This window comes from Pedobacter sp. GW822-FHT03F06 (genome assembly GCF_058801365.1).
Genome location: NZ_JBXANE010000007.1, coordinates 194,070 through 211,085 on the forward strand (window position 1 = coordinate 194,070; position 17,016 = coordinate 211,085).

A 17,016-nucleotide genomic window follows, 5' to 3' on the forward strand; every position below is an offset into this window, starting at 1 on the left:
AGGATTGAGTTATGGAAAAGAGTCTTTGACTCATTTCTGGTTAATAACTAAAAGTTGAGTCTGGAAACTCAACATGATATGATAATCCGTAGTGACGCTGCGCTTAACACTACGGATAGGAGGGGCTCATGGCTGATTGCCAGCTGGTTCACGATGAGGGTAAGTAATAAAGCATTAGACTACTAACCTGAGTTCGATCATTAAATCTCATTTTGTGACGTTTTAATCAAGTTTTCTGTAAGGCGGTCGTCACCCTGAATTTATTTTACTGCGTAGCTTTCCGCTTCGCTACAGGTCAGGGTCTTTCACGCTAAAAAGATGCTGACCACGTAGTAGCTACAAGACAATTGAAAATACGATCTCTACTTGTAAAATAAATTCAGCAGGACGATAAAGCGGAGTTAGGCGTACATAAGATATGATTTTCAGCAAATAATTATCGAACTCAGCTTACAAGGTAGGGAATGGTAACTGGTTTGCATTTACCAATGAACGAATGGCAAATGAACCATTGAACGCATAAAATAAAAAAAGCTTGCCCCACCCTGTGGAACAAGCTTTTTTGGCTCATGTAAAGATTTTCTACTTTGCTCTGCTGTAAGCTAAAATCTTGTTGATGGTTTCATCTTGAGGATTTTTAGCCAGTCTATCTAACTTACCTTTGATTTGATCATAAAATAAGTCGATTTCTGCGTCAGATTCAATATCAGTTCTAGGCTGAAACATGTTAGGTGTAGGTAAATTTACATTTGTTTTTGATGTAGAGGTTTTTGTCATAAGCAAAAAATGTGATAAGTTTTATAAACTTAACGATAGTTCAGATGCTTTATTTCAACCCCTAAAAAATTTTATGTAACATTTTTACTACCCTTTGTAGGTCATCTCCTTTGTTTTAAGCATTTTACGCAAATTACTCAATGCATAACGCATACGGCCTAGTGCTGTATTGATGCTTACACCGGTTAAATCTGCTATCTCTTTAAAACTTAAATCAGCGTAATGGCGCATCAGGAGTACTTCTTTCTGCTCATCAGGCAATAAATGGATCATTGCTTTCAAATCTTTATGGGTCTGGTCGCGAAGCATTTTATCTTCTGCACTTTCGTCATAAAAGTGTAGCATATTGAATACATCCATTCCATCAGCACTGGTGATGATTGGTGTTCTCTTTTCTTTTCTGAAATAATCGATAACCAAGTTATGGGCAATACGCATTACCCAAGGCAAAAACTTGCCTTCTTCGTTATATCTTCCCGACCGCAGGGTATTAATTACTTTTATAAAAGCATCCTGAAAAATATCCTCCGCCAGATATTGGTCTTTAACCAATAAGTAGATAGAGGTATAAATTTTACTTTTATGTCTTCTTAAAAGTTCCTGCAATCCATTCTCGTTCCCGGTAATATATACCTTTACCAGGTCCTGATCATTATATGATTGTAAATTCATAGGTTTACCTACACTAAATCCCGTACTATTTGCTAAAAATTAATTTGTAGATGTTTAATTTCTATAGCTGCTCTCCTATGTTTTTTGAATGTGTTAGTTTGGTTTTGAGGTTGTTAATGTTCAAAGAAAGTTATTTTTTTATCAAAAAACAAAAAATAAAATGTTAAAAAATAAATTAACCGTCTCAGTACCCTATTTTTGTATGTTCTTAAAACCCTAACAACATTCTGGGGTTATACATTTATATTCGTTACCATACATGAGCAAAAAAGAGGCCGAAAAAGATCCGCATAAAAATATTATCATAAAAGGTGCCCGTGTGCATAACCTAAAAAACATCGATGTTGCCATTCCAAAAAACAAACTTGTGGTGGTAACAGGTATGTCTGGTTCGGGGAAATCTTCGCTTGCATTTGATACTTTATATGCAGAGGGGCAACGCCGATATGTAGAAAGTTTATCTTCTTATGCCCGCCAGTTTATGGGGCGGATGAATAAACCCGATGTTGATTATATTAAAGGTATTGCTCCGGCAATTGCCATCGAACAAAAGGTTATTACTTCCAACCCACGTTCTACCGTTGGTACCTCGACCGAAATTTACGATTACCTTAAACTGCTTTTCTCGCGTATAGGAAAAACCATTTCACCTGTTTCGGGCAAAGAAGTGAAAAAGGATTCGGTAAGTACGGTAGTAGATTATGTAAATGCCATGCCCGAGGATACAACAGTTACTATTTTTTGTCCGCTATACCCACACAATAACCGTACGATTAAGGAAGAACTGGCTATTTTATTACAGAAAGGATTTTTACGCGTTCTGATTAACGATAAAATAGAAAAAATAGAAACGGTTTTAGATGATGCTGATTTTAAAGATGCAGAACTTACAGATGATAAAACCGTTCAGATCCTGATCGACCGTATTGTAACCAACCAGGAAGAAGAAACATTAAGCAGATTGGCCGATTCGGCACAGACTGCTTTTTTTGAAGGTAAGGGCGATTGTTATGTGGAAGCCCAGGGCACAACGAAACATTTTAGCGATCGGTTTGAACTGGATGGAATAAAATTTGAAGAACCTACGCCAAACTTTTTCTCTTTCAATAACCCTTATGGTGCGTGTAAACGTTGTGAAGGTTATGGAAATGTAATCGGCATAGATGAAGACCTGGTTATTCCTGATAAGAGCAAAAGTATTTACGATAATGCCATTGCCCCCTGGCGTGGCGAAAAAATGAATGTATGGTTGCAGAATTTTATTAAAGCCGCACCAAAATTCGATTTCCCGATTCACCGACCTTATAGTGCCTTAACAGAAACAGAGCAACGCTTGCTTTGGACAGGAAATAAATATTTTGCTGGCCTGGATGCTTTTTTCAAAGAACTGGAAGAGCAGACCTACAAAATCCAGTACCGCGTAATGTTATCCCGTTACAGGGGCAAAACCACCTGTCCTGATTGCAAAGGCTCGCGTTTGCGTAAGGATGCATCTTATGTAAAGATTGCTGAAAAATCGATCATCGATGTGGTGCTGATGCCATTGGCAAAAGCGCTGGTTTTCTTTAACGAGCTGAAGTTAAATGCCAATGATACCAAAATTGCCAAACGTTTATTGGCAGAGATTGATAACCGTTTCCTTTATTTAAATAATGTGGGCTTAGGTTACCTTACCTTAAACCGTTTATCGAATACACTTTCGGGTGGAGAATCGCAAAGGATTAACCTGGCAACTTCATTGGGAAGTAGTTTGGTGGGGTCTATTTACGTTTTGGACGAACCGAGCATTGGTTTGCATCCTCGTGATACCAATAAACTGATCGAAGTGTTGATCTCGCTCCGTAATGTAGGCAATACCGTTTTGGTGGTAGAGCACGAAGAAGAAATGATGCGTGCAGCCGATTACATTATCGATATCGGTCCTGAGGCTGGTACCCATGGTGGTAATTTGGTTTTCAGTGGTAATTACGAAGAAATTTTAAAAGATAAAAATAGCTTAACGGGCCGCTACTTGTCGGGAATAGAAAAAATTGCCATTCCGGATAAACGCCGTAAGTGGAAAGATCACATCCTGATTAAGGGAGCAAGGGAAAACAATCTTCAGCATATTGATGTAAAGTTTCCGCTAGGTGTTTTTACTGCAGTAAGTGGTGTTTCTGGATCAGGTAAAACCAGTTTGGTTAAAAAAATCTTATACCCTGCACTGCAAAAGGCAATTGGAAACTACGCAGGCGAGCAAACGGGTGCTTATGACGGCATTTTTGGTAATTACGATCTGGTAAGTGCTGTAGAAATGGTTGATCAGAACCCGATTGGCCGTTCGAGCCGCTCTAATCCGGTTACTTATGTAAAAGCCTGGGATGATATCCGTGCGCTGTTTTCGGGTCTGGCGTCGGCAAAAGCTGCGGGCTTAAAACCAGCTGCTTTCTCTTTCAACGTAGAAGGTGGCCGTTGCGATGTTTGCCAGGGTGAGGGAGAGGTGAAGATCGAAATGCAGTTTATGGCCGATATTTACCTGCCTTGCGAAGCCTGTAACGGTAAACGTTTTAAGCAGCAGGTTTTAGATGTAACCTATAAAGAGAAAAATGTATCCGAAATTTTGGATATGACCATTGAAGAGGCGGTAGAATTTTTTAAGGATGAACAAAAGATCCTCAATAAATTAAACCCATTGGTTGATGTAGGCCTTGGCTATGTACATTTAGGTCAATCTTCCAATACCTTATCGGGTGGTGAGGCGCAGCGGATTAAACTCGCTTCGTTTTTGATTAAAGGAAATAATGCCAATAAAACGCTGTTTATCTTTGATGAGCCAACAACCGGTCTGCATTTCCATGATATTAAAAAACTGTTAAAAGCGCTGAATACCTTGATTGAACAGGGTAATACTATTTTGGTGATCGAACATAATATGGACATGATCAAATGTGCCGATTGGGTAATCGATATTGGCCCTGAAGGGGGTGATGGCGGCGGTCAGGTGGTATTTGAAGGTATACCCGAAGATTTAGCCAAGGTAGAAAAATCGTACACCGGAAAATATTTGGCATCGCATTTAAATTTAAATCCATAATTTCGGCAATGCTTTTTCTAACGTTTTTCATCGGCATCATTCTCAATGCCATGGGCTATATTCCCCCGGGTAATATTAATCTCACCGTAGCGCAGCTTGCTATTAACAAGGGCATGCGGCAGGTTTGGTACTTTATTCTTTCCTTCTCTTGTGTAGAAGTGTTTTTTACCTTTGGTATGATGCGTTTTGCCCGCTGGGCTATGAGCGATATCAATCCGAACGAGGCTGTAAGCGAAGTGCGCTTAAGTACCTTAGTCGATTGTTTTATGATCGTGATGTTTTTGGTGATGGGTACCATTACCTGGAAAAACCGGAAAAAAGTACCTAAAACAAGTAATGCCAAAGAGGATAAACGTAGTGGAAGCGTTTTATACGGATTAATTTTAGGGGTGCTAAACCCTGTTCAGATTCCATTCTGGCTGTTTTTTGGCAATTATGTAATTTTACACCAATGGATCAAAACGGATTACCTTTCATTAGTGATTTTTAGTTTAGGCTCGGGCGTTGGTTCTACACTCGCACTTTACTTATATGCGCATTTTGCAACCTATATTCAGGAAAAGTTTGCGCTGAGCAGCTTAATTATAAATAAATCGATAGCGATATTTTTGTTTGCATTAGCAGCTTATATGGTGATAAAACAGGCGATTATTATTCTATAGCCTAATCCAAGGTCTGTGTCTCCACAGACCTTTTGTTTTTCGCTCTTTCACTAAGTTTTTTCATTACAAAACTATTTTTTCGTTCTGTAAGGATACAGGCCGAGGAATGAGCTTATCAACGATTTTAGTAACAAATTTTACTTTTTAAAAAGCAGATCGAAGTATTTTATAGTTAATGAGGTCCTGCTCATTTGCTTTTAGTTCCGATTAAAAAATCGGGAGCTACTGCTTTGATCAGGTTTAGGTTAACTGGTGTAGTGCTATTATTAATGAGCTGTTTTCCTCCAATTCTTATTATATCGTGGTTATCCAGCTAATTATCTCACTGTTGATTGTTTTTAGTGCAGAATCGTCTCAAATCATTTTAACCACTCTTGAAAATTTTTATTGAACTTTGAACGGTGCGATTCTCCAACGGTTACCATTATATTTTTTTTCAAAAAAATAACGAAGCCATCTCTTCCCCTGATGTGTTTAACAGAGACCATAAAAGATTTGCTTATTTTTTTAAATTGGTGGTAAACCTCCAACTTTTCTACCATCGCTTTGAAAGAAGAATACACAACCAGCATATCGGAAAGGGTATGGATTTTTACATAATTACCGTAAGCTTCAATAGCAATTATTTCATCGACATATAATTTTACTTGCGTTTTTATACCCGTACTCACCAATATAAAAAGCACTTCTTTAGTTAAATCGACAATTAGGTCATCTACAACGGTATTGAATTTTTTAAAATTGAAAGGTTTAGTTAAAAACTGCTTGGCATTAATTCCATAACCATCTAAGGCATATTTAGAATGAGCGGTAACCAATATTATACACCTAACCTGATGTTTAATTTCTTTTGCCAGTAACAATCCAGACAGGAGGGGCATTTCTACATCGGTAAATAGAAAATCAACTGGCGTATTCAATTGTTTTATATCAATTAAAGCTTGTTTTGGGTCTGTAAAGGTATTAATTAGTGATAAAACTGGAATAAGTGCAATGCATTCAGATAAATATTTAATCGCTTGAGGATCGTCGTCTACCACAATACAGGTAAAAGTCATTAAACAAAAATTAATTGCTGTTTATTAGTGCTTACTTTACAGTAGCTTATTTATTAAGCTACAAATATAAACAATAACGCATTTTTTAGTTGTATTATTTTGTTTTTTTAGGGATGGTATAATTTTTTGAGGGGTTGGTATAAAAAGTAAAAAAGTTAGCTAAATTATTTTCAAATTTAATTATCAAGAATTCATGAATGCAGTAATAGACAACTTATTGCAAAGAATTATACATGAAAAAATTTTAAGCAAATCTATTTACTATAAGGTAACCCAATCGACAGGCATGACAATATTCGGGCAAGCAAAACCAAATTTAGATAGCGTATTACAATTATTGCTAAAACACTTAAAAGTTAAGGTTATGCCTCAAACTGCTTCTATATGTTTATCCAATCATCCTGATTATCCAAGTATGTTATCAATTGGCGATTGTTTAACTGAATGGAATATACCCAACCAATCGTTTCAGCTTAAAAAAGAAGATTATGATGTTAATAACTTCCTGTTTCCTTTTCTTGCGCATTTGCCCGAACAAGGTGGGCGATTTATTTTAATCAGTGAAATTAATAACGGAATGGTTCGCTTTTCGGATGAAAAGCAAAATGCTACCATGACCGAAAGCGATTTTTTAGCCCGATGGGATGGTTTTGTTTTATTTTCAGAAAATGATAACGATTGTGGCGAGAAAAACTACAAACAGAACTTTATTAAATATTCGATACAAAGTTTAGTATTGCCATTTGGAATTATATTGGTAGTGGCCATAATGGCTACAATTTTAGCAAACCAGGTATTTTCATGGCCTAACCTATTGTTATCTCTATTAAAGTTTGGAGGTCTTTGTATCAGTATCTTGTTACTGATACAAAGTATCCACTCGAACAATATTTTTATACAGAACCTCTGCGGTTTGGCTGGAAAAAATGACTGCAACGCCATATTAAAAAGCGATGCAGCAAAAGTAACCAGCTGGTTAAGCTGGAGCGAGGTGGGTTTTTTTTATTTTGCAGGTACCTCACTGGCCTTACTCCTATACCCATCATCACTCCTCATTATCTTTTGTTTAACCATTTGTGCCCTACCCTATACAGTTTATTCTATCTCATACCAATACCGCACTAAAAATTGGTGTGTTTTATGTTGTATGGTACAGGCCATTCTGTTATCCGAAGCTCTAGTCTTTGGCTTTTGGCCTCTGAACTTCAGTTCTAGGTCATCGGTATTTAGTCTTTCTAGTTTTGGTTTTTTGGCTTTAGTCTTTCTCCTGCCAATATTAACCTGGTCTTTCCTTAAACCCTTCTTTTTGCAGGCTGCACAGCAAAAGCCTTTGCAGCAACAGCTTAAAAAATTTAAATATAATAGCGATTTATTTAACCAGGTTTTAAAGAATCAACCCCATTATTCCGTTGGTGATGAACTAATGCCAATTGTTTTGGGTAACCCCAAAGCCGAAACCGTTATTACTATGGTAAGCAATCCTTTTTGCGGTCCTTGTGCTAAAGCACACCAAACTGTCGACCAATGGTTAAAAACGAGAGATGATTTACAATTAAAGCTCATATTTACCACAGCTAACCATGATGATGATGATCGGACAAAAGTGGCTCAACATGCAACTGCGCTAAGTTTATTAACAGACAAAAAAGTAGTAGAAAATGCACTAAATGATTGGTATGCATTGACTAATAAAAATTATGAAGATTGGGCAGCAAAATACCCTTTAAATTATAATGGAGAAGTAAGAAAAGCAGGTGAGCAACAAAAAAAATGGTGTGAAATGGCCGAAATCGCTTTTACCCCAACCATTTTGGTAAATGGCTATAAGTTGCCCGAGCCTTATAGCTTAGAAGACATTAAATATTTATTAACATAAAAAAAGAGCCGTCATCCTGATCTGTAGTGAAGCGGAAAGCTACGGAGTAATTTATTTCAGGATCTGTTGCAAGAAAATTGATTAAAAATATCCCAATTGTTATAGCAAAACCCCACTATGGGTGAGACAAAAAGGGGCAGTATGGTTGCAAACGAAACTGCCCAAGAAGGAATATCGGCGTTTTTATCGATATCGCTTAAGTAGACCAGGCGTGACTGGTTTACAAAACTTTAATTAAAAACAAATTAAAAAAATTAACTAATGAAAAAGTTAAAATTAAACACAGTAAATTTTGCAGGTGCAGAAGTGCTAACAAGATCTCAATTAAAAAATGTAATGGGAGGCAGTGTTTTTGTCACAACAATAGGGGTACATGAATGTGATGATTGGAAAAATGCTTCAGAAGCTACTTGTCTGAAATGTTGTAATACAGTACATGATCCATTGCATTGTGATGCAATGTGTACTATACCCACATAAATAAAATTATTTACTTATTAAGTACTTTAGGGTTACCTAGAGTACTTAATATAATGCACAAATCTTGTTGTATATGAAATATTTATTATCACCATTTTTTTGCATTTAATTTGTTTTTTTATTTGTCCAATCAATTAAATTTGATATGCTGGGTACTGTGAGGATGTCAAAGAAAGTAAGTTTGCCTATCCATCTACTCTCCTCAATTGGTACCTATCTAGCGATAAGTTGTTTATGATTGCCCCAATAATTGATGGAAAGTTCGGCTTTAGTGGGACTTTCGTGCTTGAAGGGGAAAGATCACCAATATGCCTGTGTATCTCTGTTGATGAGCCTGGTAATATATCTAAAGAGGAACTCATCAGAATTTAAACGACTTATTCGGATATCTGGAAAAGATAAAAATCCAAGATGTATCATTCTTGAAGATATGAATCTTGAGGTAAAAAAATCTAATGAAATGATAAACTCAAAAATCACAAAGATGGTGCACTCACAAAACAAGGGATAGCCATAAGAGCAGGAAATAAAAAGTTATTAGATTTTGTGAAAAAATATCCAGATTCGCAAATTAGTTTCGATACAGTACAAGAAGGATGTTAAATGATTTTTCATCATAATATAAATAAATTGGAAAGTATATAGGGTTCACCCTATAAAATGTATTCTTATCTTTCTGCTACATTAAAGAATAGCAAAAGCTATGGTTTTAAAGAAAATTTTGGATGAAAAATATAGATAAAAATTATACACAAAACTATAATCATAATTCTGATATCAACATTAACTGGAAATGCCCCCTGCCCCGCCTATCTATAAAAATGATTGTCAGCTAAATGCTTGTTTTTTAAAAAAAAAATATTATTGTGATTTATCTTTCTGCCCAACCAGATCAAATTTATTTTCTTTGGCAACTTCAATTGCAGCTTTATAATTTTGAAAAAATGGGGATTAAAAGTGATGATATACATGTATTAATTTGCTATAATCTTCAGAAGGGTTTATCTAAATATTTTAATGATTTCATTACCCAAAACAAGCTAGCTAAATTTTACTCATATCCTGATACCCGAAAAAGTAAATCTTATGATTCTTCATTAAGACCTCATATTATTGCCAAACATTTTAAGGCAAACCCATGGCTAGAAAATGAAGCCATTTTTTACCATGATTCTGATATAATCTTCAATCGGTTGCCAGATTTTAACAAATTGCTGAAAAATGATATTTGGTATGCATCTGATACCCGAATCTATACCAGCAGTTATTATATAAAAGATAAAATTGGGGAAGCTGGTTTTAAAGGGATGTCGGTATTGATGAAGTTGAGCACTGCTATTATTGAACAGCATGATGGAGCTATGGGAGGGGCGCAATATTTGTTAAAAAATGTTAACCTTAAATTTTGGCTGGCATTAGAAAGGAATTGTGAAAAGATGTTCAAATACCTTAATGACCTCAATAACGAGCTGATTTTTTTAGGTCAAAAAACAAATGGTATACAGGCTTGGTGTACAGATATGTGGTGTTTATGGTGGGAGGCAATCAGATTAGGGAGAAAGGTAGCCATTCATCCAGAGTTAGATTTTTTATGGGCATATACACCAATCAATGACAAATTATCAGTACCGATATTACACTATACAGGTGATTTTAAGAAAGAAGATGTGCGTTATTTTAGAAAAAACAACTATAGTCGCTGTCCTCCTTTTTTCGATGATTTTACATTTTTAAACAAAGAATCAGCAAGTATGCTACTGGTTAAGGAAATAAGAAAATATAATCAAAATCAGTTGCAAAACCGGACCAATTTAATGGATGTGAGTTTTCTTATTCCTCTTCACATTGATTCTGAGGAAAGATTAGAAAATTTAAGAATAGTTACTAAATACATCCATCTCCTGTTTAAAACCAATATTTTTATATTAGAAGCGGATAGCGAACAGAAAGTAGATACATCAAAATTACCTGACAACGTTAATTATTTTTTTGTAAAGGATGAAAATAAGTTGTTCCATAGGACTAAATACAACAACCAGTTAATTAATTTGAGCAATACACCTATAGTAGCTCTATATGATGTTGATGTTGTAATGCCTATTGAGCAAATTTTGAAAAGCATCGATAAAATAAGAAGTGGTTTTGCTGATGCGGCTTATCCTTATGATGGCACTTTTATAGCTGTAGATATACTCATGAAAACAATGTTTGCTAAAACGTTGGATATCAATGTGCTCAAATCAAACAATGGTAAGCACAATATAGCAACAGAACGTTCTTTTGGAGGTTGCCTATTTTTGAAAAAACAAAAATTTTTAATAGCGGGAGGAGAAAATGAAAACTTAACAAGCTGGGGGCCTGATGATGTGGAGAGAAAAAAAAGAATGCAGATACTAGGATTTAAAATAGAAAGAATTCAAGGTGCTCTTTATCATTTGCCACACCCAAGATCAGCTAATAGTGGTTATAATACTATTCAACAACGTAAAAAATTAATGGATGAATATTTTGGTATTTGTAGAATGGACTCAGCGAATTTAAGTAAGTATATAGAAACATGGCATTGGAAACAAAAATAATGGAAATGAATGAATCTAGGTCATTACAACATGCTTTTTCAATTAATAATTTTGGCCTTTACACTGGTAAAACTGGCCTTTGCTTATCCTATTTCATGCATGCAGATGTGACTAAAAATAAAGAAGACAAAAAAAAAGCAAAAAACTTATTGAACGAAATAGGTGCAAATATCAGTAATGTTGAAGATTTTAGTTTTGAAAATGGCTTGTTGGGAATAGGTTGGGCAATAGAATGGATAGCGCAGCAGAAGTTTATGAAGATAGATACCAATGAAGTATTGTCAGATTTAGATGATGAAATATATAAGCTTATCATGTATAGTAAGGCTAAAGATATAAGTCTTAATCAGGGTACCTTAGGTAGAATATTATATTTATACAAAAGAATATCTACCTCAAATAGTCAAATGGATATTTATAGAGAAACAAGTTTAGTTGAGGTACTTATTTTAGCAATAGATGAATTATATGACACTTTAAATGGTACTTATACAGCCCATTCATTGATTGAAGCCAATGAAAATATCCGCCTAATACTAGGACAGTCATTGTTGATGTTAACTAAATTGAAACCATTAAAATTAAGCTATTTAGTAGATGATTTGTTAAAACAATTTACTAATATGTTTGAAACATTCATAAAAGACTTAGAAAGTATAGAAAATGTTAAGTCTTATCAAACAAGTCTTAATAGCTTTTACAATGCGGGAGTAGAATTGAATAATAAGGTCTGGACAAATGAGATTGATCATATTTTATCTACTAAAAACCTTTCTCACAAGCAATTTATAAATAATAACAAGTACTTCTATAAGAGAGAACCGATATTGCATAAGTTGAGTATACTCAGTAAGTTAAATAATAATTATAGCTGGCAAGAGGGGTGGTTGGTGAGATAAATAAACCATTTATCACAATCTTTTCCTGCGTGCCCAAACCAGAACTTTACTAAATTTGACTAACCGCCATGGTGAAAATGTTATCTTATTTTAAATGTAAATGAATATAGTGATAAATAATGGACTTGAAAATATCATATTCAAGGTAATTAAATTATTCCATAGATTAGTTGATACATATTAAAAGCCACTTACAAGTAATTCCAACCTTGAAGCACAGTCATAGAAGCAAGCGAAAATAAAGCAGGAAGATTATTAAACCTGTGTTTTTTTCTGAAATGTTTCTGTTATAAAATTGATACACAGATACGCTTCGGTTAACCTAATCATAACATTAAATTTATGTTTAAGAAGCCTGATCAAGCTAATATTGGGCTTTGATACAAAACATATCTTATCCTTATGTCTAACAGACGATTTTTTCTGAAAAATAGTTTGGCTGCTGCTGTAGTGGCCAGTATTTCTCCGGTTCTTTCTTCATTTGCTGAAGAACACACCGCAACTGCCAGACCGGGCAAAACTCCTAAGTTGCGTTTTGCCATCGCATCCGATGGTCATTATGGTCAGCCTGGAACGGATTACAAACTGCACCATGAGAATATTGTGAAGTGGTTAAATGAATCGCATGATAAAAACCCACTCGATTTTGTGATTATTAACGGAGATCTTGTACACGATCGCCCGGAACTATTGTCAGAAGTAAAAAAAGAATATTACGATAAACTTAAAGTTCGTTTTTACGCCATTCCGGGTAATCACGATCATGCCGATGCCAAGATCTGGAAATCGGTTTTCGGTTACGAGGATAACTTTTCTTTCGAAAAAAATGGAGTAGGTTTTGTTTTGGCCAATACATCTGATACAAAAGGCACTTATTTATGTCCTAATAACGATTTTTTAAAACAGGAGCTCGATAAGTTTAAAAACCTGAAAACTGTTTTTGTGGTGTTGCACATTCCCCCTCGTTTCTGGGTGCCCGAAAGCCCTTTTGTAGACTGTCCGGATACGATTAAACTGCTGCATGGTTATGCCAATGTAAAGGCTGTATTTCATGGGCACGACCACAGCCTTGATGCTGTTTTTTATACGGATAAACTGCCACACTTTTTCGATGCACATATTGGCGGAAACTGGGGCACAGCCTATAAAGGTTACCGGATTGTAGAGGTTGATGAAAATGATAAGATCCAAACTTATCAGGTAAATGCAAGTCAATCGCCGTTATTAAATGAAACTAAATTTTAATTGATAGATCATCGCAATGAAAAAGACATTTTTGATGCTCATTTTTGCTGGTGCCGTTTTAAACTGTGCAGCACAAAAAATAAATGAGACTGCACCTGAAATCAGAACAGGAACTGATGCCGCTCAGCCCTTTCTGTTTTCGCTGAATACCTTAACCGCAGAAAATCCCCGTTGGAATATTCATTATTCAGGAAGTTATGGCGAAAGAACCAATGGACAGTTCGGTTATGACGGCTTAGGGCAACAGTTTGGTGTTAAAGGATATTTAGGCAGCAGGTTAACCTTGTATGCCACCGCAGCAATCGGTTTTGCCAATTCAGGAGGTGTAACCTCTGCGCAACAGGCTGAAGTGATCAGGGATTTAGTGGGTGGTAAAGGCATCACTGGCTTTAGGTTAGGTGCTGGTTTAGGCTTAAGCAGAGATTGGTCGAGTATTGGTTCTGCGATTAGCCGGATTACCGCTTCGTTCGATCAGACAAACTGGCGAATGGCAGGTAACCTTCGTTTCGAAAAAGCTTTCGACAAAACCAGGGATAAGCTCGATTTTATAAGCAGTTTCGGGTATCAGCATCGTGTTTCTAACGTTTTATACCTTGGCTTCGAAGCCTTAGGTCAAGATTTAGAAGGCTTTTGGGAAAAGGATGAAGCAGAAGGTGGCGCAAAGGTAATGATCGGGCCATCAATCAATCTGGAACCAAACCATTCGAAACTTTCGTTTTCTATTTCTGGCGGGCCCGTTTTTTATGCAACCCGTAGTCAGGTAATCCCATCAGAAGCCATCCGCGAAATCGGTTCCGTAGCTTCAGGCAATGGCTATACCATCAGGGCCCTGGTTAATTTTAATCTTCATCGCTAAGGTGGTGCTAAATCAATTTAAGAAAATGAAAAAATCATACCTATTTATATTATTCGGTTTCCTGTTTATCCAAAAAGGGTTTGCACAATGGCCTGGCAAAAACGAAAGTACCCAGCAGATTTTATTGCCCAATGGGTGGAAACTGAGTCCGGCAGGGCATTCACTGCAATTGGGCGATCTGCCTTTAAATATGCAGTTGAGCGCTTCGGGTAAATATATCGCCGTTACCAATAACGGCCAAAGCACCCAGTCCCTGCAATTGCTTGATGCCAAAACAGAAAAGATTATAGATGAAAAAGTACTAGGTAAATCCTGGTACGGCATTGCTTTTAGTAAAGACGAAAAACACCTGTATGCTTCAGGCGGTAACGACAACTGGATTTTAGATTTTAATATCCAGAATGATAAATTAGGTAAAAGCGATACCATTAAATTAGGCCCCATTTGGCCAAAAGGGAAAATCAGTCCGGCGGGGATCGTAGTAAACAAAAACAACAGTAAATTATATACGGTAACCAAAGAAGACAGCAGTTTATACATTCTCAACCCTACAGAAAAGCAGATCCTGAAAAAAATCCAGCTACCTGCAATTGCCTACAGTTGTGTTTTATCGGCAGATGAAAGTAAATTATACGTTTCGCTCTGGGGTGGCAAATCTATTGCGGTTATCGATTTGGCTTCAGAAAGCATTTCACAGCGCATTTCGGTCGGCGATCATCCAAACGAACTATTGCTTAATAAAAAAGGAAATATTTTATTCGTAGCCAATGCGAACGATAATACCGTTTCGGTAATTAATACTTTAAACAATAAGGTAATTGAAACCATTGCTACTACCCTTTATGCCACACAGTTAACAGGTTCTACCACTAATGGTTTGGCTTTGAGTGCCAACGAAAAAACTTTGTATATCGCCAATGCAGATAACAACTGTTTGGCTGTTTTTGACGTGAGCAAACCTGGGCTAAGTTTAAGCCAGGGCTTTATCCCGGTAGGCTGGTACCCAACAAGTGTAAAGGTTTTGGGTTCGAAAATTTTCGTTACAAACGGTAAAGGAAATACGCCTATGGCCAACCCTCAGGGGCCACAACCGATTTCTAAAGTCGACAATAGTGGTTATCACATGGGCAGTACGGCCAATAGCCGGTTGCAATATATTGCGGGTTTGTTTAAAGGAACCTTATCTTTTATTGATGCACCAAAACCTGAGCAGTTAAAAGCATATACCAAACAGGTTTATGCCAATACGCCCTTTACCGATAAGCGGACGATTATGGCCGATGGTGAAGCTGGAAACCCTATTCCGCGTAAACAGGGAGAGAAATCGCCCATTAAACATGTTTTTTATATCATTAAAGAGAACAGAACCTATGATCAGGTACTTGGCGATATGCCAAAAGGAAACGGCGATTCTACGTTAACCCTATTTGGAAGAAAAATTACCCCTAACCAGCATGCTTTTGCCGAAAACTATGTACTGCTTGATAATTTCTATGTTGATGCAGAGGTAAGTGCCGATGGACACAACTGGAGCATGGCTGCTTACGCTACAGATGTAGTGGAGAAAACCTGGCCAACCAGTTATGGTGCTCGCGGCGGAAGTACCACCTTCGAAGGTGGCAGACCAGTTACTTACCCTAAAGGTGGTTTTATTTGGGACTACTGTCAAAGGGCAGGGGTAAGCTACCGCAGTTATGGTGAGTTTGGCGATTATGGCAAAGCGAATATTAAATCGCTGCAAGGCCATATGTGCACCGCTTCGCCGGGTTTTGATATGGATATTAAAGACCAGGTTCGGGTTGATGCCTGGCAGCACGATTTCGATTCGTTATTGGTTGCAGGTGTTGTACCTCAGTTTAATACTTTAAGAATATCTAACGACCATACCAGCGGACAAAAGAAAGGTAAATACTCGCCACAGGCCGCAGTTGCCGACAACGATTTAGCCGTAGGCCGCATTTTGGAGCATTTATCGCACAGCTCGATCTGGAAAGAATCGGTTGTTTTTATTTTGGAAGACGACGCGCAGAACGGCCCCGACCATGTTGATGCACACCGTTCGCCAGCTTATGTGGTTGGACCGTACGTAAAAAGGAATACGCCTGTTCATACCATGTATTCTACTTCTGGATTTTTAAGGACAATGGAGCTTATTTTAGGTTTACCCCCAATGAGTCAATACGATGCTGCTGCCATGCCGCTGTACGAATGTTTTACCGCTACGCCTGATTTTACACCTTATAATGTGATTCAGCCACTTATTGATCTAGATACACGGAATGTAGCGGTGAATGAGAGCAGCAGGCGTTCTGAACTGTTCAATTTCGCCAAAGAAGATTCGGCACCAGATTTAGATCTGAATGAGGTGGTGTGGAAATCGGTTAAAGGGGAACAATCAGTAATGCCAGCACCAAAACGGAGTGCTTTTGTGATTTTGGAGAAGAAGAAGAAAGATGATGATGATTAGTGATCTGTTATGATTTTGTTTTAAACAAAAAGGCAATTTTCGATTAAGAAAATTGCCTTTTATATAATTTGTTTCCATGGTCTGTGTCCTCACAGACCATTTTGTTTTTATACGTTACATCAAGGATTTCTCCACAATGGAAATGGATCTATATCGTCATTTCCTGAAGTGCAATGAATAAATCTTTTCTATGGATCTAGGTGGTCTGTGGGGACACAGACCACGGGGATGGGTTAGGTCATGATCCTATTTTAAACAAAAAGGCAATTTTTGGTTAGAAATTGCCTTTTATACAATTTGTTTCCATGGTCTGTGTCCTCACAGACCATTTTGTTTTTATACGTTACATCAAGGATTTCTCCACAATGGAAA

General features: G+C 36.8%; 12 protein-coding genes. 9 read left to right on the forward strand and 3 right to left on the reverse strand.

Annotation, left to right across the window (positions count from 1 at the left end):
• Positions 1-582 precede the first annotated feature (582 nt).
• Both AC1RJ8_RS14125 and AC1RJ8_RS14130 read right to left on the reverse strand, forming a co-directional pair.
• Positions 583-777, reverse strand: coding sequence for a hypothetical protein (locus AC1RJ8_RS14125; protein WP_108199343.1), 195 nt, complete (start codon positions 775-777; stop codon positions 583-585).
• An 87-nt stretch (positions 778-864) separates the two neighbouring features.
• Entirely contained in the window at positions 865-1,449 is a 585-nt protein-coding gene (locus tag AC1RJ8_RS14130) for an RNA polymerase sigma factor (protein ID WP_492954373.1), read from the reverse strand.
• A gap of 259 nt (positions 1,450-1,708) precedes the next feature.
• Between AC1RJ8_RS14130 and uvrA the strand changes: the two genes are divergently transcribed.
• Both uvrA and AC1RJ8_RS14140 read left to right on the forward strand, forming a co-directional pair.
• Positions 1,709-4,522 (forward strand): excinuclease ABC subunit UvrA, encoded by a 2,814-nt coding sequence (gene uvrA, locus AC1RJ8_RS14135; protein ID WP_426327800.1) that lies wholly within the window; start codon positions 1,709-1,711, stop codon positions 4,520-4,522.
• Positions 4,523-4,530: 8 nt separating this feature from the next.
• The gene (locus AC1RJ8_RS14140; RefSeq protein ID WP_426327802.1) at positions 4,531-5,184 is read left to right on the forward strand and encodes a LysE family transporter; all 654 of its coding nucleotides are present in this window, start codon (positions 4,531-4,533) and stop codon (positions 5,182-5,184) included.
• 359 nt (positions 5,185-5,543) lie between these two features.
• On the opposite strand, the gene AC1RJ8_RS14145 is transcribed toward AC1RJ8_RS14140, so the two are convergent.
• Entirely contained in the window at positions 5,544-6,242 is a 699-nt protein-coding gene (locus AC1RJ8_RS14145; protein WP_492954374.1) for a LytR/AlgR family response regulator transcription factor, read from the reverse strand.
• Positions 6,243-6,435: 193 nt separating this feature from the next.
• Between AC1RJ8_RS14145 and AC1RJ8_RS14150 the strand changes: the two genes are divergently transcribed.
• The 7 genes from AC1RJ8_RS14150 (at position 6,436) to AC1RJ8_RS14180 (ending at position 16,644) form a co-directional block, all read left to right on the forward strand.
• A complete protein-coding gene (locus tag AC1RJ8_RS14150) occupies positions 6,436-8,118 on the forward strand; it encodes a thioredoxin domain-containing protein (RefSeq protein WP_492954375.1) in 1,683 nt (560 codons plus the stop codon).
• Between the two features lie 261 nt (positions 8,119-8,379).
• The gene (locus AC1RJ8_RS14155; protein ID WP_492954376.1) at positions 8,380-8,598 is read left to right on the forward strand and encodes a hypothetical protein; all 219 of its coding nucleotides are present in this window, start codon (positions 8,380-8,382) and stop codon (positions 8,596-8,598) included.
• A gap of 866 nt (positions 8,599-9,464) precedes the next feature.
• Complete coding sequence (locus tag AC1RJ8_RS14160; RefSeq protein WP_492954377.1) at positions 9,465-11,177, forward strand: galactosyltransferase-related protein; 1,713 nt, start codon at positions 9,465-9,467, stop codon at positions 11,175-11,177.
• The gene (locus AC1RJ8_RS14165) at positions 11,156-12,076 is read left to right on the forward strand and encodes a lanthionine synthetase LanC family protein (protein WP_492954378.1); all 921 of its coding nucleotides are present in this window, start codon (positions 11,156-11,158) and stop codon (positions 12,074-12,076) included. Before AC1RJ8_RS14160 ends, AC1RJ8_RS14165 begins: the two co-directional genes overlap by 22 nt.
• Positions 12,077-12,478: 402 nt before the next feature.
• On the forward strand, positions 12,479-13,321 hold the full coding sequence (locus AC1RJ8_RS14170; RefSeq protein WP_492954379.1) for a metallophosphoesterase family protein: 843 nt from the start codon (positions 12,479-12,481) through the stop codon (positions 13,319-13,321).
• 16 nt (positions 13,322-13,337) lie between these two features.
• Positions 13,338-14,177: a hypothetical protein gene (locus tag AC1RJ8_RS14175; protein ID WP_492954380.1), complete on the forward strand. Its 840-nt coding sequence runs from the start codon at positions 13,338-13,340 to the stop codon at positions 14,175-14,177.
• Between the two features lie 25 nt (positions 14,178-14,202).
• Complete coding sequence (locus AC1RJ8_RS14180) at positions 14,203-16,644, forward strand: bifunctional YncE family protein/alkaline phosphatase family protein (protein ID WP_492954381.1); 2,442 nt, start codon at positions 14,203-14,205, stop codon at positions 16,642-16,644.
• The last annotated feature ends 372 nt before the right edge of the window (positions 16,645-17,016 follow it).

Excerpts from the sequence above, each read along its gene's own strand:
- AC1RJ8_RS14125 (WP_108199343.1), bottom strand. The coding sequence starts at position 777 with ATGACAAAAACCTCTACATCAAAAACAAATGTAAATTTACCTACACCT.
- AC1RJ8_RS14130 (WP_492954373.1), bottom strand. The coding sequence starts at position 1,449 with ATGAATTTACAATCATATAATGATCAGGACCTGGTAAAGGTATATATT.
- uvrA (WP_426327800.1), top strand. The coding sequence starts at position 1,709 with ATGAGCAAAAAAGAGGCCGAAAAAGATCCGCATAAAAATATTATCATA.
- AC1RJ8_RS14140 (WP_426327802.1), top strand. The coding sequence starts at position 4,531 with ATGCTTTTTCTAACGTTTTTCATCGGCATCATTCTCAATGCCATGGGC.
- AC1RJ8_RS14145 (WP_492954374.1), bottom strand. The coding sequence starts at position 6,242 with ATGACTTTTACCTGTATTGTGGTAGACGACGATCCTCAAGCGATTAAA.
- AC1RJ8_RS14150 (WP_492954375.1), top strand. The coding sequence starts at position 6,436 with ATGAATGCAGTAATAGACAACTTATTGCAAAGAATTATACATGAAAAA.
- AC1RJ8_RS14155 (WP_492954376.1), top strand. The coding sequence starts at position 8,380 with ATGAAAAAGTTAAAATTAAACACAGTAAATTTTGCAGGTGCAGAAGTG.
- AC1RJ8_RS14165 (WP_492954378.1), top strand. The coding sequence starts at position 11,156 with ATGGCATTGGAAACAAAAATAATGGAAATGAATGAATCTAGGTCATTA.
- AC1RJ8_RS14170 (WP_492954379.1), top strand. The coding sequence starts at position 12,479 with ATGTCTAACAGACGATTTTTTCTGAAAAATAGTTTGGCTGCTGCTGTA.
- AC1RJ8_RS14175 (WP_492954380.1), top strand. The coding sequence starts at position 13,338 with ATGAAAAAGACATTTTTGATGCTCATTTTTGCTGGTGCCGTTTTAAAC.
- AC1RJ8_RS14180 (WP_492954381.1), top strand. The coding sequence starts at position 14,203 with ATGAAAAAATCATACCTATTTATATTATTCGGTTTCCTGTTTATCCAA.